The organism is Proteus vulgaris (assembly GCF_023100685.1).
GTDB lineage: Bacteria > Pseudomonadota > Gammaproteobacteria > Enterobacterales > Enterobacteriaceae > Proteus.
In genome coordinates this window covers 3739962-3764948 of sequence record NZ_CP090064.1, presented here as the reverse complement: position 1 = coordinate 3764948, position 24987 = coordinate 3739962, and the positions used below count along the sequence as shown (strand labels likewise).

Annotated in this window: 23 protein-coding genes; 19 read left to right on the top strand and 4 right to left on the bottom strand. The window is 39.9% G+C overall.

Annotated features, from left to right (window positions below; genetic code table 11):
• Nucleotides 1–9: 9 nt before the first annotated feature.
• Together LW139_RS17935 and aspA are read right to left on the bottom strand one after the other, a co-directional pair.
• Nucleotides 10–1335, bottom strand: coding sequence for an anaerobic C4-dicarboxylate transporter (locus LW139_RS17935; RefSeq protein ID WP_072069058.1), 1326 nt, complete (start codon nt 1333–1335; stop codon nt 10–12).
• 158 nt (nt 1336–1493) lie between these two features.
• Nucleotides 1494–2918, bottom strand: a complete 1425-nt coding sequence (gene aspA, locus LW139_RS17930) for an aspartate ammonia-lyase (RefSeq protein ID WP_109408344.1) — start codon at nt 2916–2918, stop codon at nt 1494–1496.
• A gap of 374 nt (nt 2919–3292) precedes the next feature.
• Between aspA and LW139_RS17925 the strand changes: the two genes are divergently transcribed.
• The 5 genes from LW139_RS17925 (at nt 3293) to LW139_RS17905 (ending at nt 8451) form a co-directional block, all read left to right on the top strand.
• Nucleotides 3293–3799 (top strand): FxsA family protein, encoded by a 507-nt coding sequence (locus LW139_RS17925; RefSeq protein WP_109408343.1) that lies wholly within the window; start codon nt 3293–3295, stop codon nt 3797–3799.
• A gap of 169 nt (nt 3800–3968) precedes the next feature.
• The gene (locus LW139_RS17920) at nt 3969–4262 is read left to right on the top strand and encodes a co-chaperone GroES (protein WP_036914050.1); all 294 of its coding nucleotides are present in this window, start codon (nt 3969–3971) and stop codon (nt 4260–4262) included.
• Between the two features lie 52 nt (nt 4263–4314).
• Nucleotides 4315–5961, top strand: coding sequence for a chaperonin GroEL (groL, locus tag LW139_RS17915; protein WP_166539976.1), 1647 nt, complete (start codon nt 4315–4317; stop codon nt 5959–5961).
• Between the two features lie 188 nt (nt 5962–6149).
• Entirely contained in the window at nt 6150–7781 is a 1632-nt protein-coding gene (locus tag LW139_RS17910; protein WP_247850322.1) for a Na+/H+ antiporter, read from the top strand.
• A gap of 325 nt (nt 7782–8106) precedes the next feature.
• Complete coding sequence (locus tag LW139_RS17905; RefSeq protein ID WP_166539977.1) at nt 8107–8451, top strand: DUF4156 domain-containing protein; 345 nt, start codon at nt 8107–8109, stop codon at nt 8449–8451.
• A 104-nt stretch (nt 8452–8555) separates the two neighbouring features.
• On the opposite strand, the gene LW139_RS17900 is transcribed toward LW139_RS17905, so the two are convergent.
• On the bottom strand, nt 8556–9194 hold the full coding sequence (locus tag LW139_RS17900) for an NAD(P)H-binding protein (protein WP_247850321.1): 639 nt from the start codon (nt 9192–9194) through the stop codon (nt 8556–8558).
• Nucleotides 9195–9417: 223 nt separating this feature from the next.
• Complete coding sequence (gene epmB, locus LW139_RS17895; RefSeq protein ID WP_109408339.1) at nt 9418–10446, bottom strand: EF-P beta-lysylation protein EpmB; 1029 nt, start codon at nt 10444–10446, stop codon at nt 9418–9420.
• Nucleotides 10447–10490: 44 nt separating this feature from the next.
• On the opposite strand from epmB, the gene efp reads away from it, so the two are divergent.
• From efp to hycI, 14 genes are all read left to right on the top strand, one after another.
• Nucleotides 10491–11057, top strand: a complete 567-nt coding sequence (efp, locus tag LW139_RS17890; protein ID WP_006536168.1) for an elongation factor P — start codon at nt 10491–10493, stop codon at nt 11055–11057.
• Between the two features lie 733 nt (nt 11058–11790).
• On the top strand, nt 11791–12267 hold the full coding sequence (locus LW139_RS17885) for an RpiB/LacA/LacB family sugar-phosphate isomerase (RefSeq protein ID WP_247850320.1): 477 nt from the start codon (nt 11791–11793) through the stop codon (nt 12265–12267).
• Nucleotides 12268–12426: 159 nt separating this feature from the next.
• Nucleotides 12427–13323, top strand: a complete 897-nt coding sequence (locus LW139_RS17880; RefSeq protein ID WP_166539979.1) for a pirin family protein — start codon at nt 12427–12429, stop codon at nt 13321–13323.
• 321 nt (nt 13324–13644) lie between these two features.
• Entirely contained in the window at nt 13645–14265 is a 621-nt protein-coding gene (locus LW139_RS17875; RefSeq protein WP_072069038.1) for a 4Fe-4S dicluster domain-containing protein, read from the top strand.
• Between the two features lies 1 nt (nt 14266).
• Entirely contained in the window at nt 14267–16282 is a 2016-nt protein-coding gene (gene hyfB / locus LW139_RS17870; protein ID WP_109408335.1) for a hydrogenase 4 subunit B, read from the top strand.
• 12 nt (nt 16283–16294) lie between these two features.
• Nucleotides 16295–17245 carry a respiratory chain complex I subunit 1 family protein gene (locus LW139_RS17865; RefSeq protein ID WP_036934336.1) on the top strand — a complete coding sequence of 317 codons (951 nt, stop codon included), beginning with the start codon at nt 16295–16297 and terminating at the stop codon, nt 17243–17245.
• Between the two features lie 6 nt (nt 17246–17251).
• On the top strand, nt 17252–18703 hold the full coding sequence (locus tag LW139_RS17860; RefSeq protein ID WP_109408334.1) for a hydrogenase 4 subunit D: 1452 nt from the start codon (nt 17252–17254) through the stop codon (nt 18701–18703).
• 12 nt (nt 18704–18715) lie between these two features.
• A complete protein-coding gene (gene hyfE, locus LW139_RS17855) occupies nt 18716–19366 on the top strand; it encodes a hydrogenase 4 membrane subunit (RefSeq protein WP_036934333.1) in 651 nt (216 codons plus the stop codon).
• 4 nt (nt 19367–19370) lie between these two features.
• On the top strand, nt 19371–20939 hold the full coding sequence (locus LW139_RS17850) for a hydrogenase 4 subunit F (protein WP_247850319.1): 1569 nt from the start codon (nt 19371–19373) through the stop codon (nt 20937–20939).
• Nucleotide 20940: 1 nt separating this feature from the next.
• Complete coding sequence (locus LW139_RS17845; RefSeq protein ID WP_166539981.1) at nt 20941–22674, top strand: NADH-quinone oxidoreductase subunit C; 1734 nt, start codon at nt 20941–20943, stop codon at nt 22672–22674.
• 11 nt (nt 22675–22685) lie between these two features.
• Nucleotides 22686–23240, top strand: coding sequence for a hydrogenase 4 subunit H (gene hyfH / locus LW139_RS17840; protein WP_036934329.1), 555 nt, complete (start codon nt 22686–22688; stop codon nt 23238–23240).
• A complete protein-coding gene (locus tag LW139_RS17835; protein WP_109408331.1) occupies nt 23237–24019 on the top strand; it encodes an NADH-quinone oxidoreductase subunit B family protein in 783 nt (260 codons plus the stop codon). The genes hyfH and LW139_RS17835 overlap by 4 nt, the downstream gene beginning before the upstream one ends.
• On the top strand, nt 24012–24422 hold the full coding sequence (locus tag LW139_RS17830) for a formate hydrogenlyase maturation HycH family protein (RefSeq protein ID WP_072069031.1): 411 nt from the start codon (nt 24012–24014) through the stop codon (nt 24420–24422). Before LW139_RS17835 ends, LW139_RS17830 begins: the two co-directional genes overlap by 8 nt.
• Nucleotides 24419–24919 (top strand): hydrogenase maturation peptidase HycI, encoded by a 501-nt coding sequence (gene hycI / locus LW139_RS17825; RefSeq protein WP_166539982.1) that lies wholly within the window; start codon nt 24419–24421, stop codon nt 24917–24919. Before LW139_RS17830 ends, hycI begins: the two co-directional genes overlap by 4 nt.
• Nucleotides 24920–24987: the final 68 nt, after the last annotated feature.

Sequence of the window (24987 nt, the reverse complement as noted above, 5' to 3'; positions counted from 1 at the left end):
TACTTCAAACTACAGGATCATACCGCCGAAGAGGAAACCAAATCCGACAGCTAATACCACACCAATTGTACCAGGGATAAAGAATGGGTGGTTGAAGACTAATTTACCGATACGGGTTGTACCGGTGTCATCCATTTGAACTGCCGCAACCAGTGTTGGGTAAGTTGGCAGGATGAACAGACCAGAAACCGCAGAGAAAGATGCAATTGCAGTTAATGGAGATACACCTAGTGCTAAAGCCATTGGCATTAATGCTTTTGCTGTTGCTGCTTGTGAATATAACAGTGCAGAACAGAAGAAGAAGATAACGGCTAATAACCAAGGATGACCAGTGATTAAATCACCCGCAGTCAGTTTGATCCAATCAATGTTACTTGAAACGAAAGTATCACCTAACCATGCAACACCCAGAATACAGATACATGCACTCATACCTGCTTTAAAAGTACTTGAGTTGAGGATGGTATCAGTTTTAACTTTACAGAAAACAGTGATAAGCGTTGCAACACTCAGCATGATGATAAGAATAGCGTTAGTGGTGTTCATTAACGGTTCTTTCACAATACCTAAGCTTGGGCTGTTGATGATTGCATAAGTAACAACACAGACAACACCCAGTAAGAACAGCATTACAGATGATTTAGCACCTGGTAATGTTTCTCTACGTTCTTGGCTACCACGTAACTCAACCAGACCTTGTTCTAAACGTTCACGATAGACAGCATCATCAGATAGTTTTGAGTTAAATACCCAAGACACGATGAATGACATCAGAATGATAGCAAGGAAAGTTGCTGGTAATAAGATAGACAGTAGAGTGATGTAACTTACTGTATTACCTTCACCGACCATTGCTGGGTTTTCCATGACTGATGCCATGTACACAACTGCAGCAGAGATAGGAGATGCAGTAATACCGATTTGAGCTGCAACAACACCTGTTGATAAAGGACGGCAAGGTTTGATGCCTTGTTCTTTTGCAACTTCTGCGATAACTGGCAGTGTTGCTAGAGAAATGTTCCCTGTACCTGCAAATAGAGTTAAGAAATAAGTCACAATTGGCGCAAGAATTGTGATGTATTTTGGATTACGTCTTAACAGTTTTTCAGTTTGGCCAACAAGGTAATCCAAACCACCAGCAACCTGCATCGCAGAGATTGCGGCAATAACAGCCATAATGATGGAGATAACATCAAAAGGGATTGAACCAGGTTTAACACCGATAGCAGCTAAAACTAAAACCCCTAAACCACCGGCAAACCCGATACCAATTCCCCCAAGTCTCGCACCGAGGAAAATGGCCAGCAGAACGATAATCAATTCTACGGCTAACATAGCGTTTACTCCTTGAGATAATTAAAAAAATGAGAAAGATAAGTTAAATTTTTGTTTTTACAATCAAGTAAAAAGGCACGCCTCTTAAAGAGTCCGTGCCTTGTATTTTTAAGAGCTCATTCTTATGTTTAACAGTGTCATGTTATAAAACACAATTATTAATCATCGAAGCGTTTTGCTTTGTAAGCCGGGTTTTTTAAGTTCTCGATAGAGAAGATATCATCCAGTTGTTCTTCGGTTAATAAACCGCGTTCTAGAACAACTTCTCGTACACTCTTACCAGTTTCTGCACAAATCTTACCAACGATGTCGCCGTTATGGTGACCAATGAATGGGTTCAGATAAGTAACGATACCGATTGAGCTAAATACGAAGTGTTCACAGACGTCTTTATTCGCAGTGATACCATCAACACATTTTTCTACTAAGTTACGGCAAGCGTTGCTTAACAGAGAGATTGATTCGAACATTGCTTGACCGATTGCAGGTTCCATTACGTTTAATTGTAATTGACCTGCTTCAGCAGCCATTGTTACACAAGTGTCATTACCGATAACTTTAAAGCAAGCTTGGTTAACAACTTCTGGAATAACTGGGTTTACTTTAGCTGGCATGATTGAAGAACCTGCTTGTAGTTCTGGAAGATTGATTTCTTTCAGACCTGCACGAGGACCAGAGGACAGTAAACGTAAGTCATTACAGATTTTAGACATTTTCACAGCTAAGCGTTTTAATGCGCCGTGAACCATTACATAAGCACCACAGTCAGAAGTTGCTTCAATTAAGTCTTCTGCTGGAACACAAGCTAAACCAGTTACTTCTGCCAGTTTTTCAACAGACAGTTTTTGGTAACCTGGTGCTGTGTTCAGACCAGTACCGATAGCTGTTGCACCTAAGTTCATTTCTAACAGTAACTCAGCAGTGCGTTTCAGGTTTTTGATTTCTTCTTTCATCAGTACAGAGAAAGCGTGGAATTCTTGACCTAAAGTCATTGGTACAGCATCTTGTAATTGAGTACGACCCATTTTCAGGATGTCTTTAAACTCAACTGCTTTTCTATCAAAACCTGCTTTCAGCAGTTCGATAGATTCAGTTAATTTGATAACAGAGTTATAAACCGCTACACGGAAACCACAAGGATAAGCGTCGTTTGTTGATTGGCTCTTATTGACGTGGTCATTCGGGTTCAGGTATTGGTATTCACCTTTTTGGTGGCCCATTAATTCCAGACCGATGTTTGCGATAACTTCATTGGTATTCATATTTAATGAAGTACCCGCACCGCCTTGGAATACATCAACTGGGAATTGATCCATGTGTTTACCTGTTTCTAATACTACGTCACAGGCTTTGATAATCGTATCAGCGATTTCACGAGGAATAGTGTGAAGTTCTTTGTTTGCTAATGCTGCGGCTTTTTTCACCATTACCATACCGCGGATGAATTCTGGAACATCATTGATGGTACGATCACTGATGTAGAAGTTTTCAATTGCACGTAAAGTGTGGACGCCATAGTAAGCATCAGCAGGAACTTCTCTTTTACCTAACAGGTCTTCTTCGATACGAGTTTTATTTGACATGAGAACCTTCTTATTAAAATTTTAACTGTCTAGTTATGCGCTTGTTAATAAAATATATCGTTAACGGTTAATAATGTAATATAACTTACCGTTTTGCTTGGTACTGACACGATCATATTCGGGTTGTGAACAAATACCTTTAAGCTGGATCACTTTATACGTAAATAACGTCTAAATATTTTCTTTTTGTGATCTATCTCATGGATTTTACAGTTCTACTTCTCTTTTTAACGCCCCTTGAAAAGGAGTGTTAGGCTCCCCATTATTATGTAGATAAACTAAGAAAAAGCGAGTTCGTAAACCATCACCTTAGATGTAGTTCACACTCCTTTCTATTAATAATATGAATCTTTTTTTATAAAAAGGAGAACCAAGTGCGTTGGCTCCCATTAATTGTTATTTGTCTTCTTATCTATGTAGAAGCTGTTATTTTCGTCAATGTAGCATCTTCGATTGGCGTACTTACAACACTATTCCTTGTGGTGCTGACTTCTTGTGTTGGTGTCTCATTGGTAAAAAATCAGGGCGTAAAAAATATTGCTTCAATGCAGCAAAAACTTGCCGTGGGTGAAGTGCCTGCTGCTGAAATGGTGAAAAGCGTTTCGTTAATACTGGCGGGTATTTTATTGCTGATCCCCGGCTTCTTTACGGACTTCTTAGGTTTGCTGTTATTACTGCCACCGTTACAAGCACTGTTAGTGACAAAATTAATTTCTCGTATTCGTGTTTATTCAGGTAGTAACGGACAAAGTGGATTTTCTTCTAGTCAAAATGGCACCACTTTTGAAGGTGAGTATCAGCGCAAAGAAGATTCACCAAGTAACCAACTGAATAATAAGGGTGAAGATCAGGATAACGACCATTTTTCTGATAAAAAATAATTAGCCCAAAGCATAATCGACTAAAAAGGGGAAAATTTGAAAAAAAAACACACTTCTCCCCTTGAAGTTTTACCGGATGCCCCCACCTGTATCGTCATGGTACTGGTTCATCTTAGGCACTGGTATCAACCTTAATCCTGATATGGACTTTTTTATAGGAGCACTATTAATGAAGATTCGTCCATTACATGACCGTGTTATTGTTAAACGTAAAGAAGTCGAAGCTAAATCAGCAGGCGGTATCGTCCTTACTGGCACAGCGGCGGGTAAATCTACTCGTGGCGAAATCTTAGCCGTAGGTCAAGGCCGTATTATGGAAAACGGCGACGTTAAACCACTGGATGTTAAAGTTGGCGATATCGTAATTTTTAACGACGGTTATGGCGTTAAAACAGAAAAAATTGATAACGAAGACGTGCTTATCATGTCTGAAAGCGACATTTTAGCAATTGTAGAAGAATAATTTTTCTCTTTTAAGATCTTCTTAAACTGAACGAATTCAAAGGAAATATACGATGGCAGCTAAAGACGTCAAATTCGGTGTAGATGCTCGTAATAAAATGTTACGTGGTGTTAATGTTCTTGCAGATGCAGTTAAAGTAACTTTAGGCCCTAAAGGTCGTAACGTTGTTTTAGATAAATCTTTCGGCTCACCTGTTATTACTAAAGATGGTGTATCTGTCGCACGTGAAATTGAACTTGAAGATAAATTCGAGAACATGGGTGCGCAGATGGTGAAAGAAGTTGCTTCTAAAGCCAATGATGCGGCTGGTGACGGTACTACAACTGCAACAGTATTAGCACAATCAATTATTGCCGAAGGTTTAAAAGCCGTTGCCGCTGGCATGAACCCAATGGATCTGAAACGTGGTATCGATAAAGCAGTTATTGCTGCTGTCGAAGAACTGAAAAAACTGTCTGTTCCATGTTCAGATACTAAAGCGATTGCTCAAGTTGGTACAATTTCTGCTAACGCTGATGAAACCGTCGGTACTCTGATCGCGCAAGCGATGGATAAAGTAGGTAAAGAAGGTGTTATCACTGTTGAAGAAGGTACTGGCTTAGAAGATGAGCTAGATGTTGTTGAAGGTATGCAGTTTGACCGTGGTTATCTGTCTCCTTACTTCATCAACAAACATGAAACAGGTACAGCAGAATTAGAAAACCCATTCATTCTGTTAGTTGACAAAAAAGTGTCTAACATCCGTGAATTACTGCCTGTTTTAGAAGGTGTTGCTAAAGCTAACAAACCTCTGCTTATCATTGCAGAAGATGTTGAAGGCGAAGCACTGGCAACCTTAGTTGTAAACAACATGCGTGGTATCGTTAAAGTTGCTGCGGTTAAAGCACCTGGTTTTGGTGATCGCCGTAAAGCAATGTTACAAGATATCGCAACGTTAACTAACGGTGCTGTCATTTCTGAAGAAATCGGCATGGAGTTAGAAAAAGCAACCTTAGAAGACTTAGGTCAAGCAAAACGTGTTGTTATCAACAAAGACACTACCACAATCATTGATGGTTTAGGTGACCAAGACGCAATCAGCGGTCGTGTAGCTCAAATCCGTCAACAAATCGAAGATGCAACTTCAGATTATGACCGTGAAAAATTACAAGAACGCGTTGCTAAATTAGCTGGCGGTGTTGCAGTAATTAAAGTCGGTGCAGCAACTGAAGTTGAAATGAAAGAAAAACGCGCTCGTGTTGACGATGCTCTGCATGCAACTCGTGCAGCTGTTGAAGAAGGCGTTGTTGCTGGTGGTGGTACTGCACTGGTTCGTGTTGCTAACGCTCTGCGTGAGATGATTGGTGATAACGAAGAACAAACCGTGGGTATCCGTGTTGCATTACGTGCAATGGAATCTCCAATGCGTCAAATCGTTGCTAACGCAGGTGAAGAACCATCTGTTATTGTAAACAACGTGAAAGCGGGTGAAGGTAACTACGGTTATAACGCTGCAACTGATGCTTACGGCGATATGATTGATATGGGTATCTTAGATCCAACTAAAGTTACTCGTTCTGCACTGCAATTTGCTGCATCTATCGCAGGTCTGATGATCACAACAGAAGCGATGATCACTGATTCACCTAAAGATGACAAAATGGATTTAGGTGGCGCTGGTGGTATGGGCGGCATGGGTGGAATGGGCGGCATGATGTAATTCATCAGCTAACTGTTTTACACGAAAAACCCGAGCTTAGGCTCGGGTTTTTTTATGCTGTTTTATTTCAGAATTATCAGATAATTTGTTTTTTATATAATTAGAAACAACTTATTTCTTTACAACGAGACAACAGATCGTTTTTACTGCATCGCTTAAAAATAATTAAATAAATTGGGGTATCCACCATGTCTGTCGTCGCGATTGTACTTATTTTTCTTTTTGCTGTGATTGTGAGTGTGTTTATCTCACGATTATTGTCAGAAAAAATTCCTCTGCCATTGATCCAAATAGCTGTAGGGGCTTGTTTGTCGATTTTTGGTTTTGAGGTGGCTTTTGATCCACATCTTTTTTTGTTCCTCTTTATTCCACCGCTTCTATTTTTAGATGGGTGGCGTATCCCTAAAGAGGCACTATTTCAAGAAATTAAACCTATTATGTCATTGGCGATCGGTTTAGTGGTTGTCACCGTAATTGGCATGGGCTTTTTTATTCACTGGCTTATTCCTTCTATTTCGCTTGCGATTGCATTTGCTTTAGCAGCAATTTTGTCTCCAACCGATCCTGTTTCAGTATCTGCAATGACTGTAAATTCGCCACTTCCTTCTCGTATGACGCATATTTTAGAAGGGGAATCGTTACTTAATGACGCAACAGGTTTAGTTTGTTTTAGCTTTGCGGTTGCGGCTGCATTAACGGGATCTTTTTCTATTGCTTCAGCAACAGGACAATTTTTAGTTGTGGCTTTAGGTGGGGCGGCAATTGGTTTAATTGTGGCAGGTATTATAGGGCGGTTTAATCAGTTTTTGGTGAGACGCACTGGTGAAGATCCTGCAATCCAAATTTTGATTAGTTTATTAATGCCATTTTTTGCCTATTTATTGGCAGAGCATTTCCATGTATCGGGGATCTTAGCTGCAGTGGTTGCAGGTATTACAATGCACTATGAAAAAATTGTTGGCCGTATGCAAGCGGCCACACGTATGCAAAGTAAAGCGGTTTGGGATACGGTTCAAGTTGCACTTAACGGCATGATCTTTATTTTATTAGGTGAACAACTTCCGGCAATGTGGAAAATTTTACCTGAAGTGACGCAATCCGCTGGGGCTACTAACCCTTGGGCTGTTTTAGGTTACATTATCGTGATCACTGTAGGACTTGCTGTACTGCGTTTTACATGGGTTTGGGTATCAATGTCACTTACCGTTTTTCGTTCACCTAATAAACGTTTATCTCGTCATGATCTGCGTTTAATGGCGATTATGGCAACTGCTGGTGTGAGAGGTGCAATTACATTAGCTGGTATTTTAACACTTCCTTTATTAATGACTGACGGCTCGCCATTCCCAACGCGTGATCTCGCTATCTTTATTGCTATGGGAGTTATTCTTTGCTCATTATTAATCGCAACAATCGCATTGCCGATTTTAACTAAAGGGCTCTCAGAAGACTTACCATATGAGGATGATGAAATTCGTACACGTTTAGCCTTAAATGAAGCAGCAATTGCACATATCAATGAATTAATGAATCAACCTTGCGAAGACTTAGATGAAATGTCGCTACGCATAGAAGCAGGCTCTCATTTATTAGAGATCTACAGTCGCCGCCTTGATAGTGAAGATAGTGTGCAAGAAGGTGCGCTTGATCTTAAGCGCTTGTTTAGTATGGAGCGAAAATTATCTCGTAGTGCATTAAAGGTTGAACGTGATGCATTGCAACAACTGCGTAAATCTCGTCATATTAGTGAACATATTTATCATCGTTTACGTCATGAATTAGATTTAAAAGAAGAAGCGCTGAATCATCATTTGAGTTAATTTAGGCCAATATTATCGTCAGATGATGATTGATTGTCTGACGATTTTTAAAAAATGAACAAATAGTGTGTTCATTCTCGCACTGTGTAGGCTGAAAATAGGACAGATCATTTTAAAAGCATAAAAGCGGTGTAGAATAGGGGCATTGTTGCTTTGTCTATCTCAAAGCCGAATTTATACGTTAAAATAAGTTTAAAGCGAAAATAATATCTTAAGGCTATTGGCTAATGTGAGATAGTAATAATGATTTATTTTTGCGCATAAGAGGGATGACAAGGTATATTGTTGTCTTGACTAAACGGACACTCAAATAAATGAGGGGATCATGCGAATTAAATTGTTATTGGGAGCTGCTGCAGCGTTGTTATTAGCAGGCTGTTCTGCAACAAACACATTAAGCACTGCTGGCTCACAGGTACAAATCACTGATACGCAACCAGGCAGTGAATGCCAATTATTAGGAACAGTGACAGGTGTTCAAAATAACTGGTTATCAGGTTCCCGTACTGAAAGCCAATCACTGCGAGGTGCTGCTAACGACTTACGTAATAAAGCAGCCTCAATGGGTGGTAACGTTATTTTTAACGTTGGTACTGGCGCAGGTAGCTTTGTTGATAGCTTTGCACCATTAGATAGCAAAATGAGTGGGCAAGTTTATAAGTGTCAGTAATTGAATACGTGGTTACTTTTTAAGTACCAAGACCTGACCTCAATACTTTTTTCTTTGGGGTCAGGTTTGTTTTTTTATTATTAAGGGCAAATTCTATTGAGTATTTAGATCTGCTTAATAGCCTCTTTTATCTCGATATCACCATCTAATATTGGAATACATTTTTTAAAGGTATTCTTCTTATCTAAAATTTCAGCAAGCGTTAACGCTACATTATCAATAGATATTTCGCCATCAGCGGGTATTTCTTCTTTTTTTGTGCAGATCTTATGTGTTCCTGAGTGTTCAGTTAAATAACCAGCTTGAATTATTGTGTAATCGAGGTTGGTCTGATTGATCAGATAAAGATCTGCAAAATATTTAGCAGTAAAATAATCAACTAATGTGGTCCATTTATCAGGTAATAAAGAATTTACTGCACTAAGCATGATATATCTTTTTATACCTTTCTCCATGGCAATTTGCATGGTTTTTACAGCACCATGTAGATCAACCTGTAATAGATCTTCCCCTCTAGAGCCTGTTGTAAAATAGATGGCATCTAAATTTTCAGGGAATTTATGAGAAATGGAAGACAAAGGTTTTGTGATATCTAGTTCAATTTCACGATAATGTGAATCTTTGATTTTAGATGAGTGTGAGATTTTTCTGGTAGTTCCGATGACATGGTGCCCATTAATTAATAGTGTTCCAATTAATTTATGCCCAACTCGCCCTTTTGCACCGATTACCATTATGTTCATATTTTCTCCTCAATACTATTTAAGTGTTCACTGATTTAAAAGACAAAAAAGCACCCAAGAAGGTGCTTTTTCATAATGAAAGAAAGTGAACATAACTTAATTAGATAAATGATTTTTATGAAAATCACCACCAAACCTATCTTTATAGTGTAGTCACTTTTGTGTGATTATGTTGGGTTAATTATATAATCTAAACGTAAATAGTATCGGTTAGCATCAGGGATCACTCTTGACGTAACCCTAAATCAAGTAACGTCTTACTTGGTTCACCACCAATTTCACGCGTGAGTTTAGGCACCATATAACCTGATACTAAGCTCATAAGCCCTTTCATAATTTCTCTAGCTTCACTGTCTGGCACCATAAAGTGAGCCGCACCTTGTACTTTATCTAGAACATGCAAGTAATAAGGCATAACACCTGCATCAAATAAGGCACGACTTAAATCGGCAAGGACTTCAGCACTGTCGTTAACCCCACGCAATAACACACCTTGATTTAATAAAGTGACATTGGCCTTTTTTAGCTTTAAACAGGCTTCTCTCAATGCGTCATCAATTTCATTAGCGTGATTGGTATGCAGTACCATAATATTTTGCAAACGTGATTGTTGTAAACGCTGACATAGTGCATCAGTGACGCGAGCAGGAATAACCACAGGTAAGCGAGAGTGGATACGTAAACGTTTAAGATGAGGGATCGCTTCCAGTTGTGTTATTAACCAATCAAGCTCATCATCTTTCGCCATAAGAGGATCGCCCCCAGAGAAGATGATTTCATCGAGTTTTGGGTTATTTTTGATATACTCTATTGCCTTTTGCCAATTAGCCTTGTTTCCTTTGTTGTCTTCATAGGGAAAATGACGACGAAAACAGTAGCGACAATTGACAGCGCAACCACCTTTGACCAGAAGCAATGCACGATTCTGATATTTATGTAATAAACCTGGCACCGCATTTTGTTGCTCATCTAACGGATCCGTAGAAAATCCCGGTGTTATGGTAAATTCAGCATTTGCAGTTAATACTTGTAAAAGTAATGGATCGTTAGGATCGCCTTTTTTCATGCGTGCAACGAATTCACGGGGAACCCGTAGCGGAAAAAGCCGTCGCGCCTGAGCCCCTTTTTGGAGATCAGCGTGATGTTCCAATGCTAAAAGTTGGAGTAATTCAACAGGATCACTGATTGCCTGCGCGAGTTGTGTTAACCAGACTTCTCTGGTGGGGTGATTATGAGTTACAATGTGTGCCATTTTTTGGCTATGCCATTTTAAATTAAAAAAGTTAGAGGATATTCATGGCTTCTTATAATACCAACGATTTTCGTTCAGGTCTTAAAATCATGTTAGATGGCGAGCCAGCCGTCATTACTGAATGTGAATTTGTTAAACCTGGTAAAGGTCAGGCATTTGCTCGTGTACGTCTGCGTAAACTGATCTCTAACAAATTACTGGAAAAAACATTTAAATCTACTGATTCAGCAGAAGGTGCTGATGTCATGGATATCAACTTAACTTACCTGTACAACGACGGTGAGTTCTGGCATTTCATGAACAACGAAACTTTCGAACAATTAGCTGCAGACGAAAAAGCTGTTGGTGATAATGCTAAATGGTTGATCGACCAAGCTGAGTGTATCGTAACACTGTGGGATAATCGTCCTATTGCTGTTATTCCACCAAACTTTGTTGAATTAGAAATCGTTGATACTGATCCAGGTCTGAAAGGTGACACCGCAGGTACAGGTGGTAAACCAGCAACATTAAGCACTGGCGCTGTTGTTAAGGTTCCACTGTTTGTACAAATTGGTGAAGTTATCAAAGTTGATACTCGTTCAGGCGAATACGTATCACGTGTAAAATAATCGCGTAGATTATTTTACTGAGTACAACGTTAAGTACAATAATTAATTACCGCAGATAATGTTAACTATCTGCGGTATTTTTTTGTTTTAATTTATAATAATTGAATAAACTATACTATTTTCTTTCTAAAAAATTGATTAATTTGTATTACTGCATTATTTAATTTTTTATGTTATTATTTTGTTCCTAATTTATTTATCCCTTCATTATATTTTAAATGCCAAAAATGAATGCTCTATTCAATATTGGAATTGGTAAAAAATAACCATTTTCTTAGAATGAATGTGTAGGTTGTTTTGGTAAAGATAATCCACAGCAATATTTATTTTAAGTTTTTTGACTTTCCTTTAAGAGATATTGAAGAGTATAGATAAAAACATTAATCCTGTAATATTATTGATCTTTATTTTATATTTTAGTTGTACTAGGGAAACCCTTTCAATATAGACATTTACTTTGATATATCTCTTTTATTTTTTTATCAATTCAATTTATGACATAAAAGATTTAACTTATTTTATAGGTTAAATACTTTTTTTATGGAATGAATTTCCATTTCTTTATTTCTTCTTATTTTTTGTAAATCCCCCATACTTAAACACAAGTAATAGAATTTTAATCTATACTTTATGTAGGTTAAATATAAATAATAGTCTTTAAATTTATTTTAAATTTGAATATTATCAATTAGTTATATTTACCAGTAGTGCTTGAGTTATTTTAGGAGGCTATATGGAAAATAGAACGATTATTATGGGCGCTGACCCTTCAGGATTTGAACTTAAAAATACGATTAAAACGTATTTGTTAGAAAAAAATTACACAATAAAAGATCTCACAGAATCAGGCCCTATTGGCTATTGTGATGTAGGTGATAAAGTAGGCTCAATTATTTCTGAACATCCTGAATATATTGGCTTTGTTTTCTGTGGTACAGGAATGGGGGGGAGCATTAGTGCGAATAAACATAAAAATGTTTATTGTGGTGTATGTGAAAGTATCACGACAGCCCGTTTTTGTAAGATCATTAATAACTGTAATATGATGGCAATGGGTGGCTTATTAATAACACCGTTTAAAGCTAAAATGATGGTTGATGCTTATTTGTCAGCGACCTTTACAGAAGGTTTTTCTGAAGCAACACCAGAAGATTTGCAATCTGGCTTAAATTCAATGAGACAAATAGAAAAGAAAATTTATAAAATTTAAGTCATTATTATTATTCACTTTTATAAGCCTGAATTATCAGGCTTATTTTTTGCTTAAGTGATATATTTTGCTTATTAAATAGATAAAGATCTAGTATCTATACTAGATAATAAATAAAGCATTTTTATGGCTTAACAATAAATTAAAAGTAGGTGAACAATGGAACATCAACACTCTGATGCAGTAAATGCCCCATTACGTATTACCTCTAAAACCCGTGATGTTGGAGGGATTGAAACTTATCGTGCTTTACCTGATAAAAAACAACGATTAGTTGGGCCTTGGTGTTTTCTCGACCATTTAGGCCCCACTGTTTTTAATGACACTGTCGATAAATTAGCTATTTCTCCACATCCCCATATTGGCTTGCAAACTTTTACTTGGATGTTAGAAGGGGAAATTTTGCATCGCGATAGCCTCGGCTTTCAGCAAGTTATTCGACCTCAACAAGTGAATTTAATGACAGCAGGTCACGGTATTAGCCATTCAGAAGATAGTCACGGTGATAAAAAAGAAGTTCATCTGGCACAATTATGGATAGTGCTACCAAAAGATAAAAGAAATATGCCACCGCGCTTTGATCACTATCCTGATCTCCCTAAATGGCAAGCCGATGGCGCTGATTTCACGTTACTAATCGGTGATTATCAAAACTACAATTCCCCCGTATTATGTTTATTACCCATGGTTGGCATAGATATTATGGCAAAACATGCTACTCGGATTCCTTTATCATTAAATCCTAAATATGAATATGGGCTTTTTGTCTTAACTGGAGAAATGACAATAGAAGGGGAAACCTTTGCTGCGAATGAACTTGCTTATATTGGAATACAAAACACTGAATCACTAACGATTGAACTAAGTGATAATGCTCAAATTCTTTTCTTAGGTGGCGAACCTTTAAATGAAAAAATTTTGATGTGGTGGAATTTTATTGGTCGTAGCAAAGAAGAAATTCAACAAGCAATCACCGATTGGAATGCAGGCAGTGAGCGTTTTGGTAAAGTGGTTAATGATGAAAGAACACCACTGGTATCGCCTTTAATGCCTTAATCTTATGTTATAAAAGAAAATATTAATATTACGTATTTTAACTTAGCTGAGTTATCTAAAGATAATTCAGCTATTTTTTTCTTTGTACTCTGCTATTTTTGATACCTCATCATAGTGATGACAAAATTGTTGTTTAGGACTCACCACTTACTGTCAACGTCATAATTGTCGACACGTCATTTTTTGTTTCCTTTCTGTTTTTTAATTTATTGATTTTAAATGAAAATAAAATAAGTCATCTCTTGGCACGAAATATGCTTCATCTAAAGAAAAATTGACGACAGTAATGCTGTTAAACGTTTTTCTCGGAGGATGTGGCGAATGAATCGCTTTGTAATTGCAGAGCCACAACGATGCATAGGGTGTAATACCTGTATGGCAGCTTGTTCGGAAGTTCACCAAGCTGTGGGATTACAGGCGCATCCGCGTCTTACAGTGGTAAAAGTGGAGGATCAGACAGCCCCGATGCTTTGTCGGCACTGTGAGGATGCTCCTTGTGCTCGCGTGTGTCCAGTCAATGCCATTACTCATGAAGATAATATGATCTTTCTTAATGAGAGCCTGTGTATTGGCTGTAAGTTATGTGGTCTGGTTTGTCCCTTTGGGGCAATTACACCATCAGGTAGCAAACCCGTTAACTTACCAGCTGTCTTTGAACATTTTGTTCCAGAAGAGATGTTGGCCGATGTGCCAGCAAGTCTTCCAACAACCAACCCATTTCTTGCGTGGAATGTGGGTATTCGTGCAATTGCAGTGAAATGCGATTTGTGTGCTTTCTCTGATGAAGGCCCTGCTTGTGTCAAGGTGTGTCCGACAGATGCATTGCATTTAGTTGAAGAAGACAAACTTGAAGAGCAGATGAAAACGCGTCGCTTAGATTCTGTGATGGAACCTATTACGAGTCTTGACGATTTATCTACTTTGACACAGGAGCGGAAGTAATATGGAACCTCTTCAGTTACTGCTGTGGTCAGTCATCCTGTATGTTGTTGGTGGCGTTATTGCACTGTTTTTAAAGAGACAGGAAGGGTTGGCAATCCTTATTTCAGGGATCAGCGCAATCATCGGCGGTGTATTAGGTGTTTTAAGTGCATTACCGGTTATTTTTGGTGGTGAAATCGCCACATTTACCGCGGCAGGCCCATTTGAATTTGCTGCCTTCGTGGTACGCATGGATATGTTAGGCGCCTTTATGGTGTTCGTCATTTCATTATTGGTCAGTGTGTGCGCGCTTTATTCTCTTGCTTATGTGCAAGAATATAAAGGACGTGGCGCTTGGAGCATGGGATTCTTTATGAATCTGTTTATTGCTTCTATGGTTGGCTTAGTAGTGATGGATAATGCGTTCTACTTTATTATCCTATTCGAAATGATGTCACTAGCTTCTTGGTTCTTAGTTATTGCTGACCAAGATGACGAATCTATTCACGCAGGTTTACTTTATTTCTTTATCGCTCACGCAGGCTCCGTGTTAATCATGATTGCCTTCTTCTTGATGTGGCGTGAAAGTGGTAGCCTTGATTTTGATTCATTCCGTCAACTCTCTCTTTCTCCTGCAATGGCCTCTGTGGTGTTCTTACTGGGTTTCTTTGGTTTTGGTGCCAAAGCCGGTATGTTGCCATTACACAGTTGGTTACCAAAAGCCCACCCCGCAGCACCTTCACACGCATCGGCATTAATGTCAGGTGTCATGGTTAAAATTGGTATCTTTGGGATAATCAAAGTCGGTATCGATTTATTAGGTGCCACAGAAATGTGGTGGGGCATTGTTGTTCTTGGGTTTGGTGCTGTTTCTTCTGTATTAGGTGTTATGTACGCCTTAGCAGAGCATGACTTAAAACGCTTACTCGCATGGCACACCGTTGAAAATATCGGCATCATTTTAATGGGTGTGGGTGTTGGCATGGTAGGAATGGCAACCGATCATCCTGTTATAGCAGCACTTGGCCTATTAGGCGCTTTATATCACTTATTAAACCATGCGGTGTTCAAAGGATTATTATTCCTTGGTGCCGGTGCCATTATTAACCAAATTCACACTCGTGATATGGATAAAATGGGGGGCTTAGCAAAACTAATGCCTTATACCGCAACCGCCTTCCTAATTGGTTGTATGGCGATTTCAGCGTTACCACCATTAAATGGTTTTGTGAGTGAATGGTATACCTATCAATCCCTTTTCTCGATGAGTTACGAAGGTAACTTTGTAATGCGCTTAAGTGGTCCAATTGCCATTATTATGTTGGCAATTACAGGGGCATTAGCGGCCATGTGTTTCGTTAAAGTCTATGGTGTTAGCTTCTGTGGTGGCCCGCGTAGCGAGCAAGCAACAAAAGCGAAAGAAGTGCCTTTACCAATGACGATTGCAATGGGTTTATTAGCACTATTCTGTGTTGTATTAGGTGTTGGGGCTGCTTTTGTTGCGCCAATTATTGCAAACATTGCAATGTCACTTAGCGAAACCAGTGCATTAACCGTGACTCAAGGCACAATGCTTGTTCCTGATACCGCATCACAAGCAATGTTCTCTCCAGCATTAACATTTGTTTTATTAATTGCCTTACCGCTTATTCCATTCCTGATTTATCTCGGCCTAAAGGGCAATCAACCTGCGTTTCGTCGTAAAGGTAACCCTTGGGCGTGTGGTTATGTATGGGAAAAAGACATGGCAGTATCAGCAGGTGGCTTTACTCAAGCATTACGTAGCATGTTTGCACCGCTTTATCGTATGCGTAAACAACTTGATCCATCTCCATTGCTGTCTCGTGGTTTTAATAAAACACAGCTCGGTGCTGAAAAGGTCGAACCATTCTGGGATGAACGCATTATTTATCCTCTGGTTCGTGGTATCCAACGCTTTGCAAAACGTATCCAATGCCTACAAGGCGGGGATTTCAGACTCTATTGTCTCTACGTTGTCGCAGCGCTGGTCATCTTGCTTTTAGTCATCGCAGCGTAAGGAGAGGGACTTATGACTTTCCAAGAAGCACCTACGTTAATGATGGGAATATTCGCATTAATTCAAGCACTCTTTTTGCTGGCGATAACCCCATTATGTACAGGTATTTCGCGCACAATTCGTGCCAAGATGCATTCGCGTCGAGGCCCCGGAATTTTGCAAGATTATCGAGATATCTTTAAGTTATTTAAACGCCAATCAGTAGCGCCCGAGCAATCTGGTGTGATCTTCCAAGTGATGCCGTATGTGTTACTCGGAAGTATGTTAGTGGTTGCTATGGCACTGCCCGTCTTTACTGCAACGTCACTGTTTGCAGGTGCGGCTGATCTTATCGCACTGATTTATTTGTTTGCACTTTATCGTTTCTTCTTCTCTTTATCTGGTCTGGATTCAGGAAGCCCATTTGCGGGTATTGGTGCTAGCCGTGAATTAACATTGGGTGTGTTAGTTGAGCCAATTTTAGTGTTATCGCTGATTGTGGTGGCTTTAATTGTAGGTTCAACCAACGTTGGCACCATCAGTGCAACACTGGCTCAAGGTTGGGTATCACCCACAGCCACACTGTTAGCCTTATTAGCTTGTGCTTTTGCGGCATTTATCGAAATGGGCAAAATGCCATTTGACGTTGCTGAAGCTGAACAGGAGTTACAAGAAGGACCATTAACTGAGTATTCAGGCTCTGGTTTTGCCATGGTGAAACTAGGTCTTGGCTTAAAACAAGTCGTGGTGGCTGAACTGTTCTTAGCCATATTTATTCCTTTCGGTAAAGCAACAGAATTCACCTTTATTGCACTGATCATAGCGTTAGTTTTAATGGCAGTGAAATTGTTAGTGGTGTTTGTATTAGCGTCATTGGTTGAAAACAGTTTAGCGCGTGGTCGCTTCCTGCTGACTCACCATGTGACATGGTTAGGATTCGGTGTTGCGGCACTGGCTCTTGTTTTCTATTTAACCGGTCTATAAGGAGCGATGATTACAATGGAAAATATAGCTCTTGCGACCTTACTCATCCCATTTGCGGGGGCGTTGATTACGTCCTTAATGCCAAATCGGATGGCGAAGTGGTTATGTACACTGTTCGCTTTATTAGCCACATTAGGAACGGTTGTTTTAGGTTGGCAGTTCCTCGCTGAAGGTAAAGTCGATACCACAATTACGCTAGTACAATATGGTGATGTCGCGCTCTTTGGTTTTACCATTGACCGTGTCAGTACTTTGATTGCTTTCGCTGTTGTGTTCTTAGGATTGTTAGTGAGTTTTTACTCTACTGGCTATCTGACTAACGGCAACCGTGAGCATCCACATGATGGTACTCGTCGCTATTATGCCTTCTTGCTGATTTTTATTGGAGCAATGGCTGGTTTAGTCCTTTCATCGACTATTTTGGGGCAACTCCTATTTTTTGAAATCACAGGGGGATGTTCTTGGGGATTAATCGGTTACTACCAATCTGAAAAATCACTCCGTTCAGCAATGAAAGCGTTGTTGATCACTCACGTTGCTTCAATCGGTCTTTATCTCGCAGCAGCAACTTTATTTGTGAGTACGGGTACATTTGAATTAACCGCCATTGCCACCTTAGATGAACCAACCAAACTGATTGTGTTTGGCGGTATCCTCTTTGCTGCTTGGGGTAAATCAGCTCAACTACCACTACAAGCTTGGTTACCTGATGCGATGGAAGCACCAACTCCTGTGAGTGCTTACTTACACGCAGCATCAATGGTGAAAGTCGGTGTTTATATCTTTGCTCGTGCGATTATGTCAGCTGATGGAGATGTCCCTCATCTTATTGGGTGGGTGGGTATTACTATGGCGGTTATCACGTTGATTTATGGCTTTATGATGTATCTGCCACAAAAAGATATGAAACGCCTGTTAGCATGGTCAACCATTACTCAGCTCTCTTATATCTTCCTCGCATTATCTATCTCTATCTTTGGACCGCGCGAAGCGTTTGAAGGGGGTATTGCTTATATCTTTAACCATGCCTTCGCTAAAAGTTTGTTCTTCTTAGTTGCTGGTGCATTGAGCTATAGCTGCGGTACTCGCATGTTGCCTCGCTTAAAAGGGTTAATTAATAAATATCCATTATTGGGTGTGGGGTTCTGTGTCGCCGCATTGGCAATTGCAGGTGTTCCACCACTTAATGGCTTCTTTAGTAAATTCCCAATTTTTGCTGCAGGTTTTGAACTGTCGAGTATTTTCTGGGTGATGACACCAATTATGGTGCTAGTGCTGATTGAGTCTGTGGCTAGCTTCACTTGGTTTATCTACTGGTTTGGTCGTGTTGTACCGGGCAAGCCAAGTAAAGAAGTTGAGGAAGGACAACCCGTTCCTATGGCGATGCAAATTGTCATTGGAATACTGATTATTATGTCCTTTGCATCCAGTGTTATCGCAGTCACTTGGCTAGGATAAGGGAGATAAATCATGACTGGAGCACTTATCGTAAACAATTTGGCGGGGTTAATGATGATAACTTCGCTATTGGTAATTGGCGCGAAAAAGCCGATTGCTTCTTGTTGGTTCTATGCATTGCAATCTTTCGTCTTGGTGATGATTTTTGTCACCTTGGCTAATACGTTAGATGCACACCAACTGACACTTTGGGCGATTACCGCCTTCTTTACTAAAGTTCTGCTTGTTCCACTTATTTTAGGATTTGCATTCCGTAAGTTATCAGATCCTAGTGCGAATATCAGTGTTATTAGCCCCGCACTATTGATGTTGCTGGCGGCTGTTATCGTCATTTTAAGCTGGTTTGTGGTTGAGCCAATTCAAATACCAATGGTTGTTGATTTGAAACCTGCACTCGCAGTTTCTTTGGGGCACTTTATGTTGGGGCTACTTTGTATCGTGACTCAACGTAATATCCTAAAACAAGCTTTTGGTTACTGCTTAATGGAAAACGGCTCTCACTTAACACTGGCATTATTAGCTTGGAGAGCACCAGAACTGGTCGAAATCGGTATCGCCACTGACGCCATCTTTGCTGTGATTGTGATGGCAGTGTTGGCTCGTAAGATTTACCGCACGCTCAACACACTGAACGTGGATCAACTGACCGCGCTGAAGGGGTGAGGAGATGAACCAAACAACCATGTTAACAATTTTAATGTTTGCGCCGTTGGTATTTTCAATATTGGCGTTTCTGAGTCCGTTATTAAAAGCGGGTGCTCGTCCTATTGTGACAGGCACTCATGCAATTGGTATCACCGTCTTGTTAGTCGCCGCATTAGGAACTGTGGCAGATGTCATGTCTCATGGCGAAATATTGGCGGCGGCTAATTGGGTTCACGTTGATAGCTTAGGCGCATTATTCCTAGCAATCTTAGGCATTATTGGCTTTTTAACGGGGCTTTATTCTATTGGCTATATGAGCCACGAAGTGGATGAGGGTGAAATCTCAGTACGTACTTTGTGTAATTACTATGGCTTCTTCCACCTGTTTTTATTCACCATGTTATTAGCGATCACCAGTAATAACCTGATCTTAATGTGGGCAGCCATTGAAGCAACAACCCTAAGCTCTGCATTCTTAGTGGGAATTTATGGTCAACGTTCTTCTTTGGAAGCGGCGTGGAAGTACATCATCATCTGTAGTGTCGGTGTCGCGTTTGGTCTTTTTGGTACTATTTTGGTTTATGCCAATGCTGCAAGCTTTATGCCTGATCCAGATCAGGCCATTTTCTGGACTGAAGTGTTGAAATATACAGACCAGTTAGACCCAACTCTGATGCATTTAGCTTTTGTCTTTATTTTAATCGGTTTTGGTACCAAAACGGGGTTATTCCCAATGCATGCTTGGTTACCAGATGCGCACAGTGAAGCACCAAGCCCAGTCAGTGCTTTGTTATCGGCAGTGTTACTGAACTGTGCTCTATTAATCATTATTCGTTACTACATCATTATCGATGCTGCTATTGGCACTGAGTTCACACGTAACTTACTGTTAATCTTTGGTTTCCTCTCTGTTGCTATCGCGGCTTTCTTTATTCTTATTCAGCGCGATATGAAACGTCTTTTAGCGTATTCCAGTGTGGAAAACATGGGATTAATTGCCGTCGCGTTAGGAATTGGCGGACCAATCGGTATTTTGGCGGCTTTATTCCACACTTTAAACCATAGTTTAGCGAAAGCACTGTTGTTCTGTGGCTCTGGTAATGTGCTATTGAAATACGGTACACGTGATTTAAATGTCGTAAAAGGCATGTTTAAAGTGATGCCATTAAGTGCGGCTCTTTTTGCTGGTGGTGCGTTAGCGTTAGGGGGTATGCCTCCTTTCAACGTCTTTATCAGTGAATTTATGATTGTTGTGGCAGGTTTAGCTTCTCAGCACATAGGTTTAACTATTCTACTATTATTGTTATTAACCATAGTATTAGGTGGATTAGTTCGTATGGTGGCGAAAACCGTCTTTGGTCCAAAACCTGATGTTGTTGCTAAAGGTGAACTGGGGATCTTAACCACATTACCAATGGTCATTTTGATTGCCCTTATGTTGTTAATGGGAACTCACATTCCTAAGCCTGTCAGCGAGCTGTTAGAAAATGCCGCTAATATCGTGATGAATATTGATAAAAATGAATCACCAAATTATGCATGGCCAACAACTTTAATCAGCAATCAATCCACATCAGTTCAGGAGATGTAACGTGAGCTACCAAAATTATGTCAGTAGAAAAGAGGGAAAAGAACTAGGTGGAGATTATGTTGCCAAAGTTCGTGAAAAATTCCCATCAGCTGTTCTTGATGAAGAGCGACAAACCGCTGATCAATTGACGATAACAGTAAAAACAGAATCACTCCCTGAAGTGGTGGAATACTTGTATTACGGCTTAGGCGGTTGGTTGCCGGTTTTATTTGGTAATGACGAACGTAGTTTAAACGGGGATTATGCCGTGTACTACGCATTATCAATGGAAGAGGGTGAAAAATGTTGGGTTGTAGTTAAAGCCCATGTTAGTCCAATTACGCTAGAATTTCCGTCTGTAACCCCGCGAGTGCCAGCTGCTGTCTGGGGTGAACGTGAAATCCGTGATATGTATGGCCTTATTCCCGTTGGTTTACCTGATGAGCGTCGTTTAGTGCTTCCAGATGACTGGCCTGAAGAGATGTATCCATTGCGTAAAGATGCGATGGATTATCGTCAACGTCCGGCTCCAACGACAGAAGTTGAGACTTACCCTTTTGTGAATGAAGGTAAGCAAGATGCGCGTGTTGTACCAATCGGTCCTATGCACATTACTTCAGATGAGCCTGGACATTTCCGTTTATTTGTCGACGGTGAAAATATTGTCGATGCAGATTACCGCATGTTCTATGTTCACCGTGGTATGGAAAAGCTGGCTGAAACCCGAATGGGTTATAACGAAGTGACATTTTTATCAGATCGCGTGTGTGGTATCTGTGGTTTCACTCACAGTGTGGCCTATGTGACTTCTGTTGAAAATGCATTAGGTATTGAAGTGCCTCGTCGTGCGCATACCATTCGTTCAATCTTATTAGAAGTTGAACGCCTTCATAGCCATTTATTAAATATTGGTTTAGCGAGTCACTTTACAGGTTTTGATACTGGCTTTATGCAATTTTTCCGCATTCGTGAAAAATCAATGCAGATTGCAGAAATGCTCACCGGCGCACGTAAAACGTATGGCTTAAACTTAATTGGTGGTATTCGTCGCGATATCTTAAAAGATCAGCGCCTTAAAACTATTCAACTAGTTAGAGAAATGCGTCGTGAAGTCACTGAATTGGTAGATATACTTCTATCAACCCCTAATATGGAACAGCGTACTGTCGGCGTAGGTATTTTAGATAAGAAAGTGGCTCGTGATTTTAGCCCTGTAGGCCCTATGATCAGAGCGAGTGGCTTTAAACGTGATGTGCGTTTTGACCATCCATTTGCCGATTATGGCAATCTCCCTCTCACTCTTTTTAGTTATGAAGGTGGCGATGTATTCTCTCGTGTGATGGTGCGTATTAAAGAAGTATTGGATTCAATGGCAATGATTGAATATGCCTTAGATAACCTGCCAGAAGGGCCTTTATTAACGGAAGGCTTTACTTATCAACCTTATAAATTTGCACTGGGCTTTACAGAAGCACCACGCGGTGAAGATGTTCACTGGAGTATGTTGGGTGATAACCAAAAACTCTTCCGCTGGCGTTGTCGTGCAGCGACTTATGCTAACTGGCCTGTATTACGTTATATGTTGCAAGGAAATACCGTATCCGATGCGCCATTGATTATCGGTAGCCTTGACCCTTGCTATTCCTGTACTGACAGGGTAACGCTCGTCGATGTGAAAAAACGTAAATCTAAAACAGTTTCTTATAAAGAAATTGAACGTTATAGCATCGAACGTAAAAATTCGCCGCTCAAGTGAGGGAATGAACGATGTTAAAATTGTTTAAAACCATAATCAAAACAGGCGAAGCAACAACAAAATATCCATTTAAACCACTGGATTTACCGGATGGTTTTAGAGGAAAGCCTGAATATGATCCACAGCAGTGTATTGTTTGTGGTGCTTGTACTGCGGCTTGCCCTGCCAATGCATTAACGATGGAAACCAATTTAGAAACTGGTGAGCGTCACTGGCAACTGTTTATTGGTCGTTGTATTTACTGTGGTCGCTGTGAAGAAGTTTGCCCAACAAGAGCGATTGTTTTATCGGATATGTTTGAAACGGCAGTAACGAAAAAATCAGACCTTTATATTAAAGGAACATTTAAGTTATTGAATTGCCGTGAGTGTCATCAGCCATTTACCCCTAAAAAATCTGTTGAATATGCGATGGCATTATTAGTGCAATCGGGTTGGGATGAAAATACCGTGGAAGCAATGCGGCCACAATTTGAAACCTGCCCTGAATGTAAGCGTAAACATAACTTATTATCTGATGGCCGTGAAAATATTAGTATGGGCGAGATCGGGAGTACAATAAAATGAGTCTACCAGAAATTCCCATTAATCATCATGTTAGCCAACCTATCACTCTTGATGAACAGGTACAAAAGCTAAAGCAAACATTGTTGAAAGATATTCAGCGTTCAGCTTATGTTTATCGTGTTGACTGTGGTGGTTGTAATGGTTGTGAGATTGAAATTTTCTCCGCAATTACACCGGTTTTTGATGCTGAACGTTTTGGTATCAAAGTGGTAGCCTCACCTCGTCACGCTGATATTTTATTATTCACTGGCGCAGTAACGCGTCAGATGCGTGTTCCTGCATTACGTGCTTATGAATCAGCGCCTGATCCAAAAATTTGTATCTCTTATGGTGCTTGTGGCTGTGGTGGCGGTATTTTCCACGATCTATATTGCGTATGGGGTGGTAGCGAATCTATCGTGCCTATTGATGTATGGATCCCAGGTTGTCCTCCGACGCCAGCAGCAACTATTTATGGTTTTGCTGTTGCTTTAGGTTTGCTCGATCAAAAATTAAAAGGCGAATCACACATAGAAGTTGAGAATGAAAAAGCCTCACTTATTTTGCCTTCTATTCCTCTTGATGCTCGGGTAATGATTGAGCGTGAAGCGCGTCGTCTTGCAGGTTATTACCAAGGAAGACAAATCAGTGATCATTTCTTGACGTTACTTGAAGGTGCCACAATTCAAGAAGTGAGTGGCCGTGTTGATGAATGGTTACGACAAGCTAACGATCCTCGTTTATCAGAGATTGTGAAACGCTTGGTTTACTCTTTAAGTCAAGGAGGCATATATGCCTGATGACGCTAAAGTCTACTTTTGGTCATTAAGACAAAAGTTTGTAGATAGTGATGATGATATTCCTGAACAAGCACAACAGGTGATGTATTACTCGCTCGCAATTGGCCACCACGTGGGAATGATTGACTGTTTAAAAACAGAGTTAGTCTGCCCTTTAGAAAAATATAAAGAGTGGATCGATTTATTACCTGAAGGTGAAGCGAAGCGCAAAATGCACGGATTACTGACATTTGGTGAAATCAATATTAACTCTGAGCATACTCACTTATTAGCGTTAGCATTTGATCCTATCACAAAAAGTGACGATCCTATTTTTAGTGAGTGGAGTCAAACGCTGATTAAATTACTAGGTGAGATCCACGCAGAACCTGCGATTTATTTGATAGTGAAGAGAAAACCATGAGTGAAGCAATGACAGCACCTAAAGTGGTATTAACGGTTGGCAACAGCATGATGGGCGATGATGGTGCAGGCCCTCTGCTTGCTGAATTAATGGAAGCAAACCCAATTGATGGATGGATTGTTATCAATGGGGGAAGTGCACCTGAGAATGTTTCTTACCAAGTAAGAGCGCTACAACCGCAATGTGTTGTCATTGTTGATGCTGCTGACATTGGTTTAAACCCAGGTGAGATTAGGGTGATAGATCCTGATTATATAGCGGAAATGTTTATTATGAGCACCCATAATATGCCACTGAATTTTCTTATTGATCAATTAAAAGATGATATTCCTGATATCACTTTTCTAGGGATCCAACCTGATTTAGTCGGTTTTTACTACCCAATGACTGAAGCAGTAAAAAATGCCGTTGATGAGGTTTATCAAGGTATCAAGTCTTGGCGAGTTGATTACTTTCCAGAGCTTGAAGTTTGTGATGAAGAAGATATCGAAGAATAAAAATAGAACAAGTATCCAAAGATTATAGATAAAAACTAAAACATCCGCTTTGCGGATGTTTTTCATTA